Source organism: Antarcticibacterium flavum (assembly GCF_006159205.1).
GTDB classification, from domain to species: Bacteria; Bacteroidota; Bacteroidia; order Flavobacteriales; family Flavobacteriaceae; genus Gillisia; species Gillisia flava.
In genome coordinates, this window is record NZ_CP040812.1 from 2,531,831 (window position 1) to 2,550,018 (window position 18,188).

Below are 18,188 nucleotides of genomic sequence, written 5' to 3' on the forward strand. Positions count from 1 at the left end.
AAATCTTACCTATTACCCTTTCCGGGTTTAATACCCTGTAAAGATTGCACTTCATCGTATCTAAAACAGCTTATTTCGTGGTCATTCACCATTCCTGTAGCCTGCATATGCGCGTAGATCACGGTTGAGCCTACAAATTTAAATCCGCGTTTTTTTAGATCCTTGCTCAACCTATCACTGGTAGGAGTTGTTGGTGGTGCTTCTTTATAATTCACCACTTGGTTTTGCTTAGGTTCATGGTTAACGAACCCCCAGATGTATTTGCTAAAACTACCGAACTCCTCCTGCACCTTCATAAAAGCTGCGGCGTTGGAAACGGTTGCCCTCACCTTTAACTTATTTCGTATAATTCCTGCGTCTCCAAGCAGTTCCTGTATTTTATCTTCGGAATATCCGGCAATTTTCCTGTAATCAAAATCATCAAAAGCCCTACGGAAGTTTTCCCGTTTCCTTAGGATCGTGATCCAGCTTAACCCCGCCTGAAATGTTTCCAGAACAAGAAATTCGAAGATGTTTTCATCATCGTATACAGGTACACCCCATTCTCTATCGTGGTATAGCTCGTAAAGATCGTCGCCCTCACACCAGCCGCAACGTTTTTTCTTTTCCATAATTTAGGGTTGAAAATAATAAGTTATTGTTCCCGGCTGTGAATTTCTCCCCGGTAACTGACTAAAAACAGCCCCTGCCGCGTACTGCAGGGCATTCTCTGTTAAACATTCATTGGAAGATGTAGAACTTCCTTTGTTCAGGGAGGTGGAAGTTACCCTTCCCTGTGCATTTACTGTGATATTAACTACTACTTTCCCAGCACGGTCACAGGTATAAACAGGATTGGGGATATGTAATGCGGTTCTACCCAGCAAGGAGAAACTGATGGAGCTGTTGTCTATCCCACTGCTTTGAGTAGAAGTTTGATCACTGGTGTTATTCCCGTCAGATCGTTGTTGTGGCTTCTCCCTGGGAGTATTGGCTATGTTATAATCTCCGGTAGATGATTTGTTTTCGTTTTCTGAAGCCTCTTCCCTGTTTGCGCTATTTCGTTCCAGGATCTCATTGAGCTGCCTGTCAAAATTCTCGTTCCTGGCTTCCTGCTCTTCATTAAAAGCCCTATGGGTTTGCCTGGAGGGCCGGGTTTGAGGTTGCTGTTCTACTTCTTCAGTCTCAGGTTCCTTTTCTACCTGCTCTTCCAGCCGGTAATTATCGAGGTCTACTAGGAACTCCCGTGCTTTTTTATTACTGTTGGAAAGATTAAAATTATACAACCCCAATATTAATATTCCAAATATTAACAGGGTTATGATAAGGGCTTTATGGCGGTCAAAGAAGTCCATAGATGTAAAACTACCAAAATTGGCTTTTATTCCTGCCTAAGGTAGAAAGTTTTCAAATGTTGGTATGTCCATAGCATCATCAACATGAAACGTGCCTATTTTTGTACGGCGAAGTGCAGAGAGATGAGCCCCTGTTCCTAAAGCGAGTCCAAAATCATTGGCCAGGCTGCGTATGTATGTACCTTTACTGCATACGACCCTAAAATCAAGTTCAGGCATTCGGTTCGCTGTGATCTCAAAATCTGTAATTTCCACTTTTCTGGCCTTTACCTCCACCTCCTCGCCGCTTCGGGCATATTCGTAAAGGCGTTTTCCATCTTTTTTCAATGCCGAAAATACAGGAGGGATTTGTTCAATTTCCCCAATGAACTCTGCTGTTGCAACATCTATATCATATTGGGAGATATGATCGATTGGAAAGGTCTTATCTATTTCAGTCTCCAGATCATAGGACGGGGTGGTGGCACCCATAGTAAATGTGCCGGTATATTCCTTTTCCTGTCCTTGGTATTCATCAATTTTCTTTGTGAATTTCCCGGTACAGATAATTAGAAGTCCGCTGGCAAGAGGATCCAGGGTTCCGGCATGACCAACTTTTATCTTTTTAATTTTGCAGCTTTTCCTTATAAGCCACCGCACTTTATTGACCACCTGGAAGGAGGTCCAGCCAAGGGGTTTGTCAAAAAGCAATACCTGTCCTTCCATGAAATCTTCAGCTGTGTATTTAGTATCCCGCATATCCAAATCCTATTGCAATAATTCCAACTATAAAACAGTATATCGCGAACCAGGTGAGTTTGCTCCTACGCACTATACTTATCATCCAGGTGCAGGCAGCAATACCTGAAATAAAGGCTGCCAGGAATCCCAGGATGAGAATAGAGCTATCTGTACTACTGCCTGCCAACTCTCCACTCAAAAGATCCTTCGCTATCTTTCCAAGAATAAGCGGCACTACCATAAGAAATGAAAATCTTGCTGCTTTGTTCTTATCATTTCCTAAAAGTACAGAAGTGGAAATAGTTGCCCCACTACGGGAGATCCCGGGAAGTAGGGCTAATGCTTGTGAAACCCCTATTATAAAAGCATTCCTGTAGCTTACCGGCTTGCCGGTGCTTTTAGCCCTGTCTGCCAGGTACAATAACAACGCAGTGATGATGAGCATAAAACCAACCAGCAATATATTCCCGCTAAAAAGTATTTCCATTTCTTCGCTGAACATCACCCCAATAATCGCCGCAGGGATCATTGAAATAATGATCTTAAGAGAAAAGATGGTTTCCTCATTCCATTTAAACTGAAACAATCCTTTAAAAATATCAGCAACATCTTTTCTAAAAACTACAACTGTACTTAATGCTGTAGCAAAATGGACCACAACTGTGAAAAGTAAAGATTCACTGGGGACACTGGTATCACCAAGAATGGCTTTTCCAAGTTCCAGGTGTCCGCTGGAAGAAACAGGTAAAAATTCAGTTAATCCCTGGATGATTCCAAGGATGATAGCATCAAATTCGCTCAAGGATGATTACTTTTTGTTGGGGTTTAATAAAATCGCGTAAGCCTCAATAGCAAAGCCTATAAGAACAAGAGTGGGAGCCAATCGAATCCTTCTAAAATTGTAGATCTCTTCATTAAAGACATTGGGGTCATCACTTCCCCCGCCTGCCATAAGAATAAAACCAAGCGCTATCACAGCCAGCCCAATGAACATCACGACATAATTTTTCTTCCCAAATACAAAATTTAGATCCTGCCTGTGTAATGGTTTTTTCTGTTTGTTCATTTCTCTGTTTTTAGGCACAACTTCCGGGTTTTAGTTTGACTCAGGTGCAAAATTAGTGATTCAATTTTTTTTCGCTGTTAAATGTCTGAACTTCTTTTGGATTCTTCTCGTGATTTTTGAATTTAATCCTTACTGAAAAAAAAAGTTAGCCAGGAATGCACGAATGTTTTTTTATCTTATTCGGCCTGAGGCCTCATAAAATGATTCTTTGGTGGATCAATTTATCTGCCTCGAAATTGACCAGGATGGCTAGTTTCTTTCCTGAAATTTTTAGATAATTAATACACTGAGCTATATGAGCATCGTGGGTGTGGGTGAATTATTATGAACCTCAAACAGGACTCCCAGTATATTGTAACTTTCTTCCTTATACAGTAGATTACTCATTTGCAATAAATTTTCCGTTTTGTGCACCAACCTTCAGAAGAAGCTACTAGAAAAACATTCGTGCATTAGTGGCTAATAAATTAAAAAACAAGATGTTTATTTTAATTTATAACCAATTTAGTTCGTTTTTTAATTCTCCAGGAGAACCTTTCCAAAAAACATTCGTGCATTAGTGGCTAAAAAACCCTTAATAATAAAGCTCATCTGTCTTAAGATTCAAAAATCTGGAAGTAGCAAAGAAAGTACTAAGCCAGGTGATCAAAATTCCCATTAAAAAGATACCGATGAACAATGCTGAAAGTAAACTAAGGTCTTTCAATAATTCCAGTTCCGGAAAGGTACTGTTTAGGTAGTAAAGCACTATTCCCATCCCTATTAAGGCCAGAACTGCGCCTATAATTCCCAGCTTTACACTTTGCCAGATAAACGGGCTTCTAATAAAATTCTTGGTAGCACCCACCATTTGCATGGTCTTGATGATAAATCTTTTGGAATATACGGCAAGGCGAATGGAACTGTTTATTAATAGCACAGCTATAAAAGTGAAGATCCCGCTTACCACCAGGATCCAGAAGCTTATTTTTTTCACGTTGTCATTAAGCAGGGCGATAAGGGGTTTGTCGTATACCACTTCGTCTACAAAATTCTTTGCGGTAAGGTCTTCAGCAATTTCATCTATTTGTTCCGGGGAAACATAGTCTGCCTTCATGTAAACATCTATGGAATTTTGCAGCGGATTGTATCCCAGGAATTCCATAAAATCTTCTCCAATTTCCTTGCTGTGCTCTTCAGCTGCATCTTCTTTGGAAATATAGGTGCTGGTTTTAGTATATTCAGCCATAGCCAGGCTTTTCTTCAGCTGTTCTATTTCCACTTCCTTTGCGGTATCTTTCAGGTAAACGGTGAGGGCTATTTGTTCCTTAAAATGATCTGCCACCTTCTTGGTGTTCAGTACTAAAAGTCCCAGCAAACCCAGTAAGAACAATACGAGAGATATACTTATAACTACAGAAAAATAAGAAGAGATCAATCTACGTTTTTGATACCTTTCAAAAGATGTACTCATAGAGCGGGTGGAGATTTTTTTTGTAAAAATAAGAAAGTTATACAATCCCTTTCTTTAAAACGTTCAAACTTTTCACTTTCGTACATTAAACGTATTTTTGCGCCCACATCCCCCAAATCAGCGGGTTAGAAGAAGGAAAATTAGCTGAAAACCATCAGCATCAAGAAATAAAAAATAAAATGAGTTACCATTTTAACAAGATAGAGGAGAAGTGGCAAAAGTACTGGGCCCAAAATCAAACTTTTAAAGCTTCCAATGATTCTGAAAAAGAGAAATTTTACGTTCTGGATATGTTCCCTTATCCTTCCGGTGCGGGACTTCACGTTGGGCATCCGCTGGGATATATAGCCAGTGATATCTACGCCCGTTATAAACGGCATAAGGGTTTTAATGTGCTGCATCCACAGGGCTATGACAGTTTTGGTCTGCCGGCAGAGCAGTATGCGATCCAAACCGGTCAGCATCCGGCCATCACTACAGATGAGAACATCAAGCGGTACCGGGAGCAACTGGACCAGATAGGTTTTTCTTTCGACTGGAGCCGCGAGGTGCGCACGAGTGAACCTTCTTATTACAAATGGACGCAATGGATCTTCATCCAGTTGTTCAACTCCTGGTATGATGAGGAAGCAGATAAAGCCCGCGATATAAATGAACTTATCGAGATATTTTCTTCGGAAGGAAATACCCAAGTGAAGGCAGCCTGTGACGATGATGTATCTTCTTTCACTGCTGATGAATGGAATTCTTTTTCTTCTGAAGAACAACAAAGAATATTATTGCAGTACAGACTTACCTACCTCGCCGAAACCGAAGTAAACTGGTGCCCCCAGTTGGGAACCGTCCTGGCAAATGATGAGATCATCAACGGAGTTTCAGAGCGTGGCGGGTATCCCGTGGTGCGTAAAAAAATGACCCAATGGAGTATGCGTATCTCTGCATATGCAGAGCGTCTTCGTGCAGGACTGGATAAAATTGACTGGAGCGAGAGCTTGAAAGAAAGTCAGCGTAACTGGATTGGGAAATCTGTAGGAGCCCACGTAAATTTTCAAATCCTAAATTCTAAATTCCAAATAGGTGTGTTTACTACCCGCCCCGATACAATTTTCGGAGTGACCTTTATGACCCTTGCGCCTGAACACGATCTTGTAAAAAAAATTACCACAGATGAGCAGCGGGAGGAAGTAGAGGCTTATGTGCAGGCTAGTGCAAAGCGAAGTGAGCGCGAACGTATGGCAGATGTAAAGACCATCACAGGAGTATTTACAGGGGCTTATGCCGAACATCCATTTACAAAAGAACCTGTGCCCATCTGGATAGGGGATTATGTGCTGGCGGGTTATGGGACAGGTGCGGTGATGGCAGTTCCTTGTGGCGATCAGCGGGATTATGATTTTGCAAAACATTTCGATATTCCAATAAAGAATATTTTCAAGGATATAGATATCTCTGAAGAGGCTTTTGCCGGAAAAGAAGGTACAGTAATTACAGCTTCCGATTTTCTAAATGACCTTGAGTATAAGGATGCCCTGAAAAAGGTGATCGAAGAACTTGAGAGAATAGGCCAGGGTAAAGGAAAGACTAACTACAGATTGCGGGATGCGGTATTTTCACGGCAGCGATACTGGGGAGAGCCATTTCCGGTTTACTACGTGAACGGCCTGCCGCAAATGATCGAAAAGGAGCATTTGCCGCTTAGACTGCCGGATGTTGAGAAATATCTTCCAACTGAAGAAGGGGAACCGCCACTGGGCCGTGCAAAAGACTGGTACTGGAGCACGAAAGAAAACAAAGTAGTTTCAACTCCGGAAGAAGGGCATGAGGGAGTGTACCCGCTTGAACTTAATACTATGCCGGGCTGGGCAGGAAGTTCCTGGTACTGGTTTAGATATATGGATCCTCAGAATGATGCAGAATTCGTGTCAAAGGAAGCGCAGGAATACTGGGAGAATGTGGATTTATATATAGGAGGAAGTGAGCACGCCACCGGCCATTTATTGTACTCAAGATTCTGGACAAAATTTCTTTTTGACCGCGGATTGGTTACTGTTGATGAGCCATTTAAGAAGCTTATCAATCAGGGAATGATCCTTGGAACCAGCGCCTTTGTGTACAGGCTCGAGGGTGAAAATACCCTGATTTCCAAAAATTTGATCGGGGATCAAAAGGTACAGGCTATTCATGCCGATGTTTCTTTTGTAAATGCATCAGATGAGTTGGATATTGAAGCTTTTAAAGAATGGCGCCCGGAATTCAAGGATGCTAAAATCATCACGGAGAATAACGGGAAGTACATAGTTGGACGTGAAGTCGAAAAAATGTCCAAATCCAAGTACAATGTGGTAAACCCCGATGAGATATGTAAACAATACGGGGCAGATACGCTGAGGATGTACGAGATGTTTCTCGGGCCACTAGAACAGGCAAAGCCCTGGAACACCGCCGGAATTACCGGCGTGAACAGCTTCCTTAAAAAGCTGTGGAAACTTTATCACGACGGAGAGGAGATCAGTGTATCAAATGAAAAAGCATCGGCCGATTCCCTCAAAACCCTTCATAAGACCATAAAAAAGGTGACTGAGGATATCGAGGCCTTCAGTTTTAATACTGCGGTTTCAACTTTTATGATCTGTGTAAATGAGCTTACCGCTCAAAAATGCAATCAGCGGGAAGTGCTGGAACCATTAGCAGTTCTACTTGCACCTTATGCGCCTCATATTGCAGAGGAGTTATGGGAGAGACTGGGACATTCAGAATCAATTTCTACTGCAGAATATCCGGTTTACGAGGAAAAATACCTGGTGGAGAGCACCAAGGAATACCCCGTAAGCTTTAACGGAAAGATGCGTTTTACCCTGGAATTGCCTTTGGATATGAGCCGTGAGGATATTGAAAAAGCCGTAATGGAGAACGAGAAGACGCAAAAACAACTGGAAGGCAGGACGCCTAAAAAGGTGATCGTGGTTCCCGGGAAGATCGTGAATATAGTAGGCTAATTTTGTGTTGAAGAAAGAATTTGAAACGACTGCAGGTGCTGCAACCGGTGCAATTTGATTATATTTGATATATGGAGTATCTTTTTATAGGACTTGCCGCAGGCGCTATACTCGCGTATTTCATTTTCGCGAGGTTCAATAAATACCGAAGCAAAGAGCGGGCAGATGAGCAATCTGTGATCTTAATGGATAAGATTAGGAGCGTTTGTAAGTTCATTACCGTTGAGGGGGATTTTTCTGAAATATATCATTACGAGAACCTCAAGGAAAAATATATGAGCCTCCTACTTGGCAAGAAAAAGGCCATTGTACTAATCAATGCCAAAGCTCATATTGGTTTTGATCTCAGTAAAATTAGGATGGAAAGTGACAATGAAGCCAAAAAGATCATCCTTACCAACTTCCCCCAACCGGAGCTTTTAACTGTGGAAACAGATTTTAAGTATTATGATAAACGTGAAGGCTGGGCAAATCCTTTCACTACATCAGATCTTACAGATATCAATCGTGACGCAAAAAAACACATTGTAGATAAGATCCCCCAGAGCGGACTTATAGAAAAAGCCAGAAGCGAGGCACTTTCAACTATTCTACTTATCGAGAAGATCGTAGAAACCATAGGCTGGAAACTCGATTATACCGCTCTTACCGCAGATGTTAAGGAAGACCGGGCAAAATTACACTAGCAGCAGTACCGCAGTACTTTTTTTAAGAGCATAGGCGTCAAAAACCTGGAGCCACAGCAAATGTGATTTTCTAAAACCTGAATAGTAAATGGACATTGAAACCATCAGAAATTATTGCCTGAAAAAAAAAGGGGTTACAGAAGAACTTCCTTTTGGGCCGGATACTCTTGTTTTCAAGGTGATGGGGAAGATGTTTGCCACTGCAGGCCTTGATGAGGTGCCCTTGCGCATAAACCTAAAATGTGATCCTGAACGTGTACCGGACCTGAGGGCGGAATATCCCGAACATATCCTGCCCGGCTACCATATGAATAAAAAACACTGGAATACGGTACTTCCTGAAGGGAATCTTCCAAATTCCCTTATCTTCGGGCTCATTGATCATTCTTATGAGCTGGTAGTGCAGGGACTGCCTAAAAAAGTTCAGGCTCAACTCAATGATCTGGAACAATCTTAAACCAAGCATGAAAGCTGTAGATTTTTATAAAGAAGAAATAAACGAGCAGGAAAAACATCTTGCCCAGGCCAACCGGCAACTTAATATTTCCAGCCTTTTAAGGCTTTTTGTTTTTTTACTGGCAGCATACGGAGTCTATTACTTCTTTGATACTCCCAGGATCTCGGGGCTTATTGCTATAGTTGGAATTGGAATGTTTCTTTTCCTTGTTTCCCGGCATACAGATCTAAAATACAAAAGAGATAAAGTTAAGGAACTCGTGAGTCTCAATGAGCTTGAGTTGAGAGTGCTAAAGCGAGATTTTCAGGAACTGCCTACCGGAAAGGAATTCGATGATCCCCTGCACGCTTATTCGCAGGATATTGACCTCTTTGGCCAGGGTTCGTTTTTCCAGTATATGAACAGGACGGCCCTTAAAGAGGGAACCCGAAGACTGGCCGGGTTACTGAAAGAAAATTCTATAGACAACATTCCTGCGAAGCAGGATGCGATCAAAGAACTGGCGGGCATGGTGAAATGGCGGCAGGAATATACCGCGCTTGCAAAACTGGTCAAAACTGAAACTCCTTCTTATCAGGTACTGGATTGGTTCAGGAATTATAAGACTTTTGTGCCGGCATTCGCCAAATGGCTGCCGGCTGTTTTTTCGGTTATTTCTGGTATTGCCATAGCAGCATATGTTCTGGAATATATTACCGGATTGCAGCTGTTCCTTTGGTTCCTTGCAGGTTTAATGATCACCGGTATTTATTTTAAAAAGGTGAATTTGCTCTCCGGCAGTGTGAATAAGGTCCAGGACACTTTTCATCAATACCACCAGCTCCTTGGGCTTATAGAAAAGACAAAATTCTCCTCACAAATATTAAAGGAAAAGACAGAGCCTATAATTTCCGGGCATAGGAAAGCTTCAAAGGTCTCAAAGAAATTCTCCCGCGCCATAGATTCCCTGGAGCAGCGCAATAATTTCCTGATGGGGGTGCTCCTCAACGGATTTATGCTCTGGGATCTTCGCCAATCCTACAAACTTGAAAAGTGGCTCGTAAAGAATAAGCATCACGTTGAGAACTGGTTTGAGATCATTGAATTCTTTGATGCTTATAACAGCCTTGGGAATTTTGCTTTTAATCATCAGGAGTATACGGTTCCAGGAATTGGAGATGGAAAATTTACCATTAAAGCCACTGCACTTGCCCATCCCCTTCTTGATCCGGAAAAAAGAGTGGCGAATGATTTTGCGATTGAAATTGAGAATTTCTTTATTATTACCGGAGCGAACATGGCCGGGAAAAGCACCTTCCTGCGCACTGTTTCTCTGCAAATTGTAATGGCAAATCTGGGGCTTCCTGTATGTGCAGAAAGCTGCGAATATAATCCCATCAAGCTTATTACCAGCATGCGGACTACAGATTCCCTTAGCGATGATGAATCCTATTTCTTTTCTGAACTTAAGCGACTGCAATATATCGTCGGCGAGATAAAGACTGACAAATATTTCATTATCCTTGATGAGATCCTGAAAGGGACCAATAGTACAGACAAGGCGATTGGTTCCCGTAAATTTATTCAGAAACTGGTGAACTCCAAATCTACCGGGATCATAGCCACGCACGATCTTAGTCTCTGTGAGGTTTCAAATGAACTGCCACAGGTAAAGAACTATTATTTTGATGCAGAGATCATCAACGATGAACTTCATTTTGACTACCGATTTAAAACCGGGATCTGTCAAAATATGAATGCTTCCTTCCTGCTTAAAAAGATGCAGATTGTAGATTAGAAATTAACCGGAGTGCATGTATGGGAAGATTTCTTCAATTCAATAAAATGCCGCTGTTACTACTATTTACAGGTGTCCTTCTATATTCTTCCTTTGCATATGATCTTGTAAGGGAGGATTTCATAAAGCTGGTGACATTGTATGCAGGTTTGTTTTTTCTAAGCTGGAAACTGGTGCAGCTTAAAAAGACAGATTTTTGGTTCCTGGCCACTGCTGCCTTACTCTTCAGGCTTATTTTTATAGTGTCCCTACCAAACCTTTCCCAGGACTTTTACAGGTTCATCTGGGATGGCAGGATGTTGGTTGCAGGATGGAATCCTTATTTATACCTGCCGGAAGATCTTGTTGCAACAGGAACAGGACCGGTGGAGCAGGCAAGCGAGCTTTATACGGGAATGGGCGAGCTTAACGGAAGTCATTACACGAATTACCCTCCCCTCAATCAGCTCATCTTTGCCCTGGCCGGAATTTTTGCAGGTAAAAGTATTTTGGGATCGGTTATAATAATGCGGCTGGTGATCATTGCTGCAGATGTTGGTATTCTTTACTTCGGAAAGAAACTACTGGAACATTTTAAACTCCCGGCGTATCAGATATTTTGGTTTGTATTGAATCCGTTGGTGATCATAGAGCTTACCGGAAACCTGCATTTTGAAGGGGTGATGTTATTCTTTTTACTGGCTTCGCTCTATTTTCTGCTAAAGAATAGATGGATACTTAGTGGGGTGCTGCTGGCGCTCTCTGTATTGCTAAAGCTGCTTCCGCTAATATTTCTGCCGCTGCTTTTTAATTTTTTCCGGAAGAAACTGAACCCTTCAGAAAAAGCTTTGGGTTTAGGTAAAATGTTGCTTTACTACTCTGTAGTAGCCCTTGTGATCGTTGTAGGTTTCCTTCCTTTTTTGTCAATGGATACAGTTTCAAACTTCGCAGCCAGCATTGGGCTTTGGTTTCAAAAATTTGAATTCAATGCCAGCATTTATTATGTGGTAAGGTGGATTGGGTTCCAGGTGAAGGGATATAATATTATCGCTACGGCCGGGAAGGTGCTTCCCTTAGTTTTTATACTTCTGCTTTTGGTTCTTAGCTTTTTCAGGAGAAACCGATCCCTTCAGCAGCTTATTTCAACGATGTTATTGGCGGTAATAGCTTACTTCCTGCTTGCCACTACCGTACATCCCTGGTATGTTCTCACTCCCTTACTGCTTTCAGTTTTTACCCGGTACAAATTTGCCTTGCTGTGGTCATTTTTGGTAATTCTAAGTTATTATGCTTATTCCAATCCTGCTTATGAAGAAAGTTATTGGCTTATTGCGGTGGAATATCTTGCAGTAATAGGGGTCTTTGGATATGAGCTTTTTAAAGAATGGAGGGAACATCGAAATACTGAGAGATCACCTGCAGAGGTGTAGAAGATCTAAGCTTCAGCAAAGGATTTCTTCAGCAAATTGATATTTCTGAAGTAAACAAAAGCTCCAAAACAGTGAGAAGCGATAAGTACAGGGTCATGCCTTAAAATTCCGTAGGCAAGGATGAGGGAAGCTCCCATAAGACTAATGACCCAGAATCCCATAGGCAGTGATGATTCCTTCTGTCTTTCAGAATAGATCCATTGATAAAAGAACCTGGCGTTGAACACTATCTGTCCCAGGATTCCAAAACCAACCAGCCAGGGCGCAATATTATCCCTGCTAATTAAATAATCAAGACGTAAATTGGAAATAAATATGAGATATGCGGCTATAATTAACGGCACTCCTACGTATATAAATTTCATTAACCTGTTTGATCCGGTCCATTGGTCCTGTAGTTGTAAGTTCCTAATGTATACCACATAGATGAATACCTGCCCAAGCATGATGGCGAGATCCTGTCTTAAATATCCATACATAAACATTAAGATCGATGCTATTAAGCTAAGCTTCCAGAAGATGGAAGGGGTTTCTACCTGCTTTGATCTTTCAGACTTGAACCATTGAATGATCAACCTGGCGCCGAAAAAGAATTGGGCTAAAAAGCCTATACTGAAGATAATCCAATTACTCATTGAACATAAAATTGGCTTTTTTTGAGCCTTTTTAAAGGAGGTGCAAGATCGTTAAATAAAAAAAGGGCCGAATGATTTCCGGCCCTTTTTTTTAATATTTTTTACATATCCAGGAGATATGCAAATATCAATGGTGCCACAATGGTGGCATCACTCTCTATTACAAATTTTGGAGTGTCCTTATCAAGTTTCCCCCAGGTGATCTTTTCATTAGGTACCGCTCCGGAATATGACCCGTAGCTGGTAGTGGAATCTGATATCTGGCAAAAATAACTCCAGAAAGGAGTATCTGTTCTCTCCATATCCTGGTATAGCATAGGCACCACACAAATAGGGAAATCCCCTGCGATACCTCCACCAATCTGGAAGAAACCAATTCCGTTCTCAGAATTTTCTGTATACCAGTCTGCAAGGAAGGTCATATACTCAATCCCGCTTTTCATAGTACTTGCTTTCAATTCTCCTTTCAGGACATAAGAAGCAAAGATGTTTCCCATCGTACTGTCTTCCCACCCGGGAACAACCATTGGCAGGTTCTTCTCTGCCGCGGCATACATCCAGGAATCTTTGATGTCTATTTCATAATACTCTTCCAAAGCTCCTGAAAGTAATAACTTATACATGAATTCATGCGGGAAATAACGTTCTCCTGCAGCCTCTGCATCTTTCCAGATCTTTACAATATGTTGCTGTATCCTCCTGAAAGCTTCTTCTTCCGGGATAGCGGTATCTGTTACCCTGTTAAGACCTCTTTCCAAAAGGTCCCACTCGTCCTGTGCGGTAAGGTCGCGGTAATGTGGCAATCTTTCGTAATGCGAGTGCGCGACAAGGTTCATCACATCCTCCTCCAGGTTTGCACCTGTGCAGGAGATGATTTGAACTTTATCCTTGCGTATAACTTCGGCAAAGATTTTTCCAAGCTCTGCAGTACTCATAGCCCCGGCAAGGGTAATCATCATTTTGGAACCGTCCTGCAGCTGCTTCTCATAACCTTTGGCAGCATCTACAAGGGCGGCAGAATTAAAGTGTAAATAATATTTTTCTAAAAATTGGGAAATTGCTCCTTTACTCATCTTCGTCTTCGTCTGGGTTGTGGTTTAAATATTTGAACTTATAGCTCAACATTTTATAATATAATTTCGCGGCAAGGAAATCTGATGATCTCTCATTCTCATTTGGACATAGTTCCACTATATCAAAGCCTACCACGTTCTTCTTTTTAAACATTAATTTCAGGAATTCCAGTGTTTCATACCAGAAAAGTCCTCCCGGCTCGGGTGTTCCTGTTGATGGCATAATTGAAGGATCAAAAGCATCCAGGTCTATGGTGATAAACACGTTTGGTGTCATTTGCCCAATTGCATCCTCCATCCAATCTTCATACAGGTCGTGTGCGAAATATACCTGGTTCTCGTCCATATGATCCATTTCAGATATATCCATGGAACGTATTCCTACCTGGATGAGGTTTGTCTTTTTGCTGGCTTCGTGAACGGCACAGGCATGATTGCATTTTGAGCCTTCATACTCCGGGCGCAAATCTGCATGAGCATCTATTTGAACTACGGTAAGGTCTTCAAAGGATTCTGCAAAGGCACGAATTGTACCAATAGAAATCGAATGCTCCCCGCCAAAAATAGTAACGAATTTCTCTTGCTTAATGTAGTTTTTGGTAGTCTTGTGGACGGCCTCGACCATTTTCTCAGGAGAAGAATTTTCAGTAACAGCAGGTGCCAGGTAAATACCCTTTTTGTAAACCTCAGAGCGGGTTTCAATGTCAAAAAGCTCCATGTTTTCTGAAGCTTCAAGGAAAGCATCCGGACCCTTGTCTGCACCTTTTTGCCAGGAACTGGTCCCATCATAAGGAACCGGAATCAATACCACTTTTGCTTCGTCTATACGTGCATACTTATCTGGTATCCCCGCGTAATTCTTTTTGCTCATTGCTAGTTTTTATTGTTTTTAAATTAGAAAAAGTTAGTAATAATTTTAAAGTTATAATATTTTTTTGAAACTATTTGTTTTTTCCATATCCCAGGATGTTCAGGAGATCATCTGATGTTTGTTGTTCACTAAAGAGCTCTGTCCTTAAATTCCCATCCTCATCCCTGTCAATTAAAATGTGCTTTGGCTGCGGAATAAGGCAGTGTTGTAAGCCTCCAAAACCTCCAATGGTTTCCTGGTAAGCCCCGGTATTAAAGAATCCAATGTATAATGGCCTGTCCCGCCTGTATTTTGGAAGATAGATAGCATTTGTGTGTTGCTCTGAGTTATAATAATCATCACTATCACACGTAAGGCCTCCTAAAAGCACCCTTTCATACTCGTCATTCCAGCGGTTAATGGCCAGCATGACAAATTTCTTGCTTATTGCCCAGGTATCTGGCAGGGTAGTAATGAAAGAAGAGTTGATCATATTCCATTTTTCCCTGTCGTTCTGTTGTTTTTGATAGAGTATCTCATAAATGGCACCCCCGCTTTCACCTACCGTGAAAGAACCAAATTCTGTAAATATATGTGGAACCTCTACGCCGGCATCTTCACAGGTCAATTTTATCTGGTTAATGATCTCCTCTACCATATACTGGTAATCGTACTCAAAATGAAGGGAATTCTTTATTGGGAAACCACCGCCAATATTAAGGCTGTCCAGGGTGGGAGATACTTTTTTAAGATCGATATAAACTTGTAAGCACTTATTAAGTTCATTCCAGTAATAGGCCGTGTCCCTTATCCCGGTATTTATGAAGAAATGCAGCATCTTTAAATTAACCTGCTCATTCTCTTTTATTTTCTTGTTGTAAAAAGGCACAATATTCTTGTATCCAATTCCCAGCCTTGAAGTATAGAATTCAAATTTTGGTTCCTCCTCAGAAGCTATGCGAATTCCTATTTGATATTTCCCATTGATCTCTTCTGAAAGCAGATCGATCTCCTCGTAGTTATCAATAATTGGAATGCAGTTCTTATGGCCGCTGTTAAGGAGATTTGCAATGTTCGTAATATACTGGTCGCGCTTGAAACCATTGCAGATAACATAAGTGTCATCTGAAATTTTTCCCGAAGCTTTCAGCTTTTCCACAATATTTATATCGAAAGCCGCAGATGTTTCGATATGAATGTCATTTTTAAGGGCCTCATTAAGAACATGTTCAAAATGAGAGCTTTTGGTACAATAACAATAATTGTAACTACCCTTGTAATTATGCTTCTTTATTGCATTATGGAACCATGTCTTAGCTCTGTGAATATTATCAGAGATTTTGGGAAGATAGGTGAACTTGAGTGGGGCACCATATTTTTCCACCAGTTCCATTAGGTCAATATCGTGGAATTTTAATTCGTTATTTTCCAGTGTGAACTCTTCCTGGGGAAAATAATATGTCTGGTCGATTAGATCGCTGTATTTAGTATTCAATTCTTTGGGTTATATGTATTTGGAGTGAAAAATTAGGGATTAATTTATAGGGTCAAAAAAAATGACTGGTAAATTATTGTTAAGATAAAAATGGATGGGTAACAAAAAAATGCGGGGGCTAAAGTCGCGAAGGTCAGAGAACTTCCCGAAGCTGCACCAGCCGGAGTATTAGAGAATAAAATCAGTTTTATCAACCGTTTATAATTCAGTATTTTATAGCAAAAAAATATAACCGGTTCATTATTCCTACTTACCGGCTAAAATTTTTAGTAAGGTACAAAAGTAAATAAAATTTTATACCACATCCTCAAAAAAGGAAATGTGTCTATAACATTTTGATGTTGATTACCTCCTGTTTTGTTAGAACTCGCCAGTTGCCGCGTGGCAGGTCCTTTTTAGTAAGGCCACCAAATACCACCCGGTCCAGTTTTTCCACTTCGTAACCCAGGCTCTTGAACATTCGCTGTACCACATGAGGTTTTACACTATTGATCTCCAGTCCAATTTCATTTTTTGGGCGGCCATCTACATAACTTACTTCCTGCACTTTGACCTTCCCGTCTTCAAGGGTAATACCTGCGCTTATTTTATCAAGATCATCCTGGGCCACGGGTTTTGTAAGCTCTACGTGATAGATTTGTCTTATTCCATTCTTTGGTTTTCCAAGTTGCTTTTCAAGCGTGCCATCATTGGTAAATAGAAGTAAACCACTGGCCTGCCTGTCCAGTTTTCCTACAGGTACAACTTTTGCTTTAGTAGCTTTGGAAATAAGGTCCATCACAGTTTTAGATCCTTTCTCTGTGCTTCCTGTAGTAAAGAAACCACGAGGTTTATTAAGAAGGATATATTCGGGTTTTTCTGGATTCAGTTTTTGTCCGTCAAATTTCACTTCATCCCCGGGCTTTACCTTATAGCCCATTTCTGTAACGGGTTTACCATTTACGGTAACATTTCCTGCTGCAATATAGATATCGGCATCCCTTCTCGAACACACGCCAGAGTTAGCTACATATTTATTTAACCTCATCCCGTCATCCTTTTTGGCAGCCGGTTTGGAGCCTGTTGGTCCAACGGGAGCATTGCCCCTGGCCATGGATTTTTTTGAGGATCCGGAACGCGGTGCTGTATTTTGATTTCCAGGAGAATCTCCACGAGGACCGCCTTTTGGCTTTCTTTCGCCGCCACCCTGCCTGCCGCCATACGTTTTACCTGAAGATTTGTCATTCCTGCTCATAACTATATTTTTTGCAAAGATACTGGTTTAAAGTAACTCTGTGAATTTAAGAAAAAAGATTTGGTTTTGATTTCGAGAGGCAGTAACCTTTCTAGAAAACCCTGTTCAATACTTCTGAAGGTTCTATAAGCAGGATACTGAAAACCCCCGCCACAATGATCAATTTCAGAATATTATGCAATAATAAATATTGCCATTTTGCGGTGCTGAAGTAGAGAAACAGAACGAAAAACACCAGCAGTAACAGGGAGACATAAAAGTAACAATCCATTAGACCAATATCAAACCTGGTAGTGAGCAAAAGAATAGGAATGATTGCAATAACTGTAAGAATTGAAAGAAAAAATTTACTCCAGTTCTCTCCATAAACAACCGGTATCGTCTTATAATTCTGGATAAGATCCCCTTTGAGGTTTTCCAGGTCCTTCACCAGTTCCCGCATTACGATCATCAGGTAAAGGAAAGTGGCGTGTATAAATATGACAGTTTCAAAGTTCTTATAATATATAAAGACCACGAAAAATGGAATGATAGCCAAAATGCTCGCAACAAGGTTACCAAGAAAAAGAATTCTTTTTATGCGGTAGGAGTAGACCCAGATCATAAATATGTAAATACTGAAGAAAACAACTGCTCTAAATGAAACATAACTGGCGAAGAAGATTGCGGCAAAATTGAGAATGAAGTAGACGGAAAGTTTGGTACGCTGACTTATAAACCTGTCCAGCATAGTTTTCCTTGGCCGGTTGATGAGGTCTTTCTCGCTATCGTAAAAGTTATTGATTATGTAGCCCGACGCGATCACCGTGGCAGATGAAAGGATAAGAAAAAAGAGGTAATCATCAAATATGACCTCTCGCAGAGGCAGTTCGGGCGCCAATATAAAAGCTGAAGTCAAATACTGTGCAATTACAAGAACCAGAATATTATAACCGCGCACTACTGAAAACAAACTCAGCATTTTAAGCATCAAACGTTTGTTCTTAGCTGCAGCCATTAAAAA

The 18,188-nt window shown here is 41.1% G+C and carries 18 protein-coding genes; 5 read left to right on the forward strand and 13 right to left on the reverse strand.

The genetic code is table 11. The features are described from left to right. Positions 1 to 5: 5 nt before the first annotated feature. The 7 genes from FHG64_RS10805 to FHG64_RS10835 form a co-directional block, all read right to left on the reverse strand. Positions 6 to 611 carry a DNA-3-methyladenine glycosylase I gene (locus FHG64_RS10805; RefSeq protein ID WP_139066417.1) on the reverse strand — a complete coding sequence of 202 codons (606 nt, stop codon included), beginning with the start codon at positions 609 to 611 and terminating at the stop codon, positions 6 to 8. A 3-nt stretch (positions 612 to 614) separates the two neighbouring features. Then, entirely contained in the window at positions 615 to 1,334 is a 720-nt protein-coding gene (locus tag FHG64_RS10810) for a TonB family protein (RefSeq protein WP_139066418.1), read from the reverse strand. 36 nt (positions 1,335 to 1,370) lie between these two features. Beyond that, on the reverse strand, positions 1,371 to 2,072 hold the full coding sequence (truB, locus tag FHG64_RS10815; RefSeq protein WP_139066419.1) for a tRNA pseudouridine(55) synthase TruB: 702 nt from the start codon (positions 2,070 to 2,072) through the stop codon (positions 1,371 to 1,373). Then, the gene (locus FHG64_RS10820) at positions 2,059 to 2,856 is read right to left on the reverse strand and encodes an undecaprenyl-diphosphate phosphatase (RefSeq protein WP_139066420.1); all 798 of its coding nucleotides are present in this window, start codon (positions 2,854 to 2,856) and stop codon (positions 2,059 to 2,061) included. The genes truB and FHG64_RS10820 overlap by 14 nt, the downstream gene beginning before the upstream one ends. Before the next feature lie 6 nt (positions 2,857 to 2,862). Continuing rightward, positions 2,863 to 3,120 (reverse strand): DUF3098 domain-containing protein, encoded by a 258-nt coding sequence (locus FHG64_RS10825; RefSeq protein ID WP_139066421.1) that lies wholly within the window; start codon positions 3,118 to 3,120, stop codon positions 2,863 to 2,865. Positions 3,121 to 3,313: 193 nt separating this feature from the next. Further along, positions 3,314 to 3,415 carry a GxxExxY protein gene (locus FHG64_RS19990; RefSeq protein WP_394344220.1) on the reverse strand — a complete coding sequence of 34 codons (102 nt, stop codon included), beginning with the start codon at positions 3,413 to 3,415 and terminating at the stop codon, positions 3,314 to 3,316. A 279-nt stretch (positions 3,416 to 3,694) separates the two neighbouring features. Then, complete coding sequence (locus tag FHG64_RS10835; protein WP_139066422.1) at positions 3,695 to 4,573, reverse strand: cell division protein FtsX; 879 nt, start codon at positions 4,571 to 4,573, stop codon at positions 3,695 to 3,697. 179 nt (positions 4,574 to 4,752) lie between these two features. Between FHG64_RS10835 and leuS the strand changes: the two genes are divergently transcribed. The 5 genes from leuS to FHG64_RS10860 all read left to right on the forward strand — a co-directional run bounded on the left by leuS (position 4,753) and on the right by FHG64_RS10860 (position 11,898). Next, positions 4,753 to 7,569, forward strand: coding sequence for a leucine--tRNA ligase (leuS, locus tag FHG64_RS10840; RefSeq protein ID WP_139066423.1), 2,817 nt, complete (start codon positions 4,753 to 4,755; stop codon positions 7,567 to 7,569). A gap of 71 nt (positions 7,570 to 7,640) precedes the next feature. Continuing rightward, entirely contained in the window at positions 7,641 to 8,255 is a 615-nt protein-coding gene (locus FHG64_RS10845) for a DUF4230 domain-containing protein (RefSeq protein WP_139066424.1), read from the forward strand. Positions 8,256 to 8,343: 88 nt separating this feature from the next. Continuing rightward, positions 8,344 to 8,712, forward strand: coding sequence for an MmcQ/YjbR family DNA-binding protein (locus FHG64_RS10850; protein ID WP_139066425.1), 369 nt, complete (start codon positions 8,344 to 8,346; stop codon positions 8,710 to 8,712). Continuing rightward, positions 8,693 to 10,489, forward strand: a complete 1,797-nt coding sequence (locus tag FHG64_RS10855; RefSeq protein WP_246054074.1) for a MutS-related protein — start codon at positions 8,693 to 8,695, stop codon at positions 10,487 to 10,489. The genes FHG64_RS10850 and FHG64_RS10855 overlap by 20 nt, the downstream gene beginning before the upstream one ends. A gap of 20 nt (positions 10,490 to 10,509) precedes the next feature. Next, on the forward strand, positions 10,510 to 11,898 hold the full coding sequence (locus tag FHG64_RS10860) for a mannosyltransferase (protein WP_139066426.1): 1,389 nt from the start codon (positions 10,510 to 10,512) through the stop codon (positions 11,896 to 11,898). A 5-nt stretch (positions 11,899 to 11,903) separates the two neighbouring features. Here the strand turns inward: FHG64_RS10860 and FHG64_RS10865 are convergent, their stop codons facing one another. The 6 genes from FHG64_RS10865 to FHG64_RS10890 all read right to left on the reverse strand — a co-directional run bounded on the left by FHG64_RS10865 (position 11,904) and on the right by FHG64_RS10890 (position 18,182). Then, entirely contained in the window at positions 11,904 to 12,533 is a 630-nt protein-coding gene (locus FHG64_RS10865; protein WP_139066427.1) for a lipid-A-disaccharide synthase N-terminal domain-containing protein, read from the reverse strand. Positions 12,534 to 12,634: 101 nt separating this feature from the next. Further along, complete coding sequence (locus FHG64_RS10870) at positions 12,635 to 13,606, reverse strand: deoxyhypusine synthase family protein (RefSeq protein WP_139066428.1); 972 nt, start codon at positions 13,604 to 13,606, stop codon at positions 12,635 to 12,637. Beyond that, positions 13,599 to 14,477 (reverse strand): agmatinase, encoded by an 879-nt coding sequence (gene speB, locus FHG64_RS10875; protein ID WP_139066429.1) that lies wholly within the window; start codon positions 14,475 to 14,477, stop codon positions 13,599 to 13,601. The genes FHG64_RS10870 and speB overlap by 8 nt, the downstream gene beginning before the upstream one ends. A 70-nt stretch (positions 14,478 to 14,547) precedes the next feature. Continuing rightward, positions 14,548 to 15,951 carry an arginine decarboxylase gene (locus FHG64_RS10880; RefSeq protein ID WP_139066430.1) on the reverse strand — a complete coding sequence of 468 codons (1,404 nt, stop codon included), beginning with the start codon at positions 15,949 to 15,951 and terminating at the stop codon, positions 14,548 to 14,550. A gap of 325 nt (positions 15,952 to 16,276) precedes the next feature. Next, positions 16,277 to 17,185, reverse strand: coding sequence for a pseudouridine synthase (locus FHG64_RS10885; RefSeq protein WP_139066431.1), 909 nt, complete (start codon positions 17,183 to 17,185; stop codon positions 16,277 to 16,279). A 91-nt stretch (positions 17,186 to 17,276) separates the two neighbouring features. Then, positions 17,277 to 18,182, reverse strand: a complete 906-nt coding sequence (locus FHG64_RS10890) for a geranylgeranylglycerol-phosphate geranylgeranyltransferase (protein WP_139066432.1) — start codon at positions 18,180 to 18,182, stop codon at positions 17,277 to 17,279. Between the last annotated feature and the right edge of the window lie 6 nt (positions 18,183 to 18,188).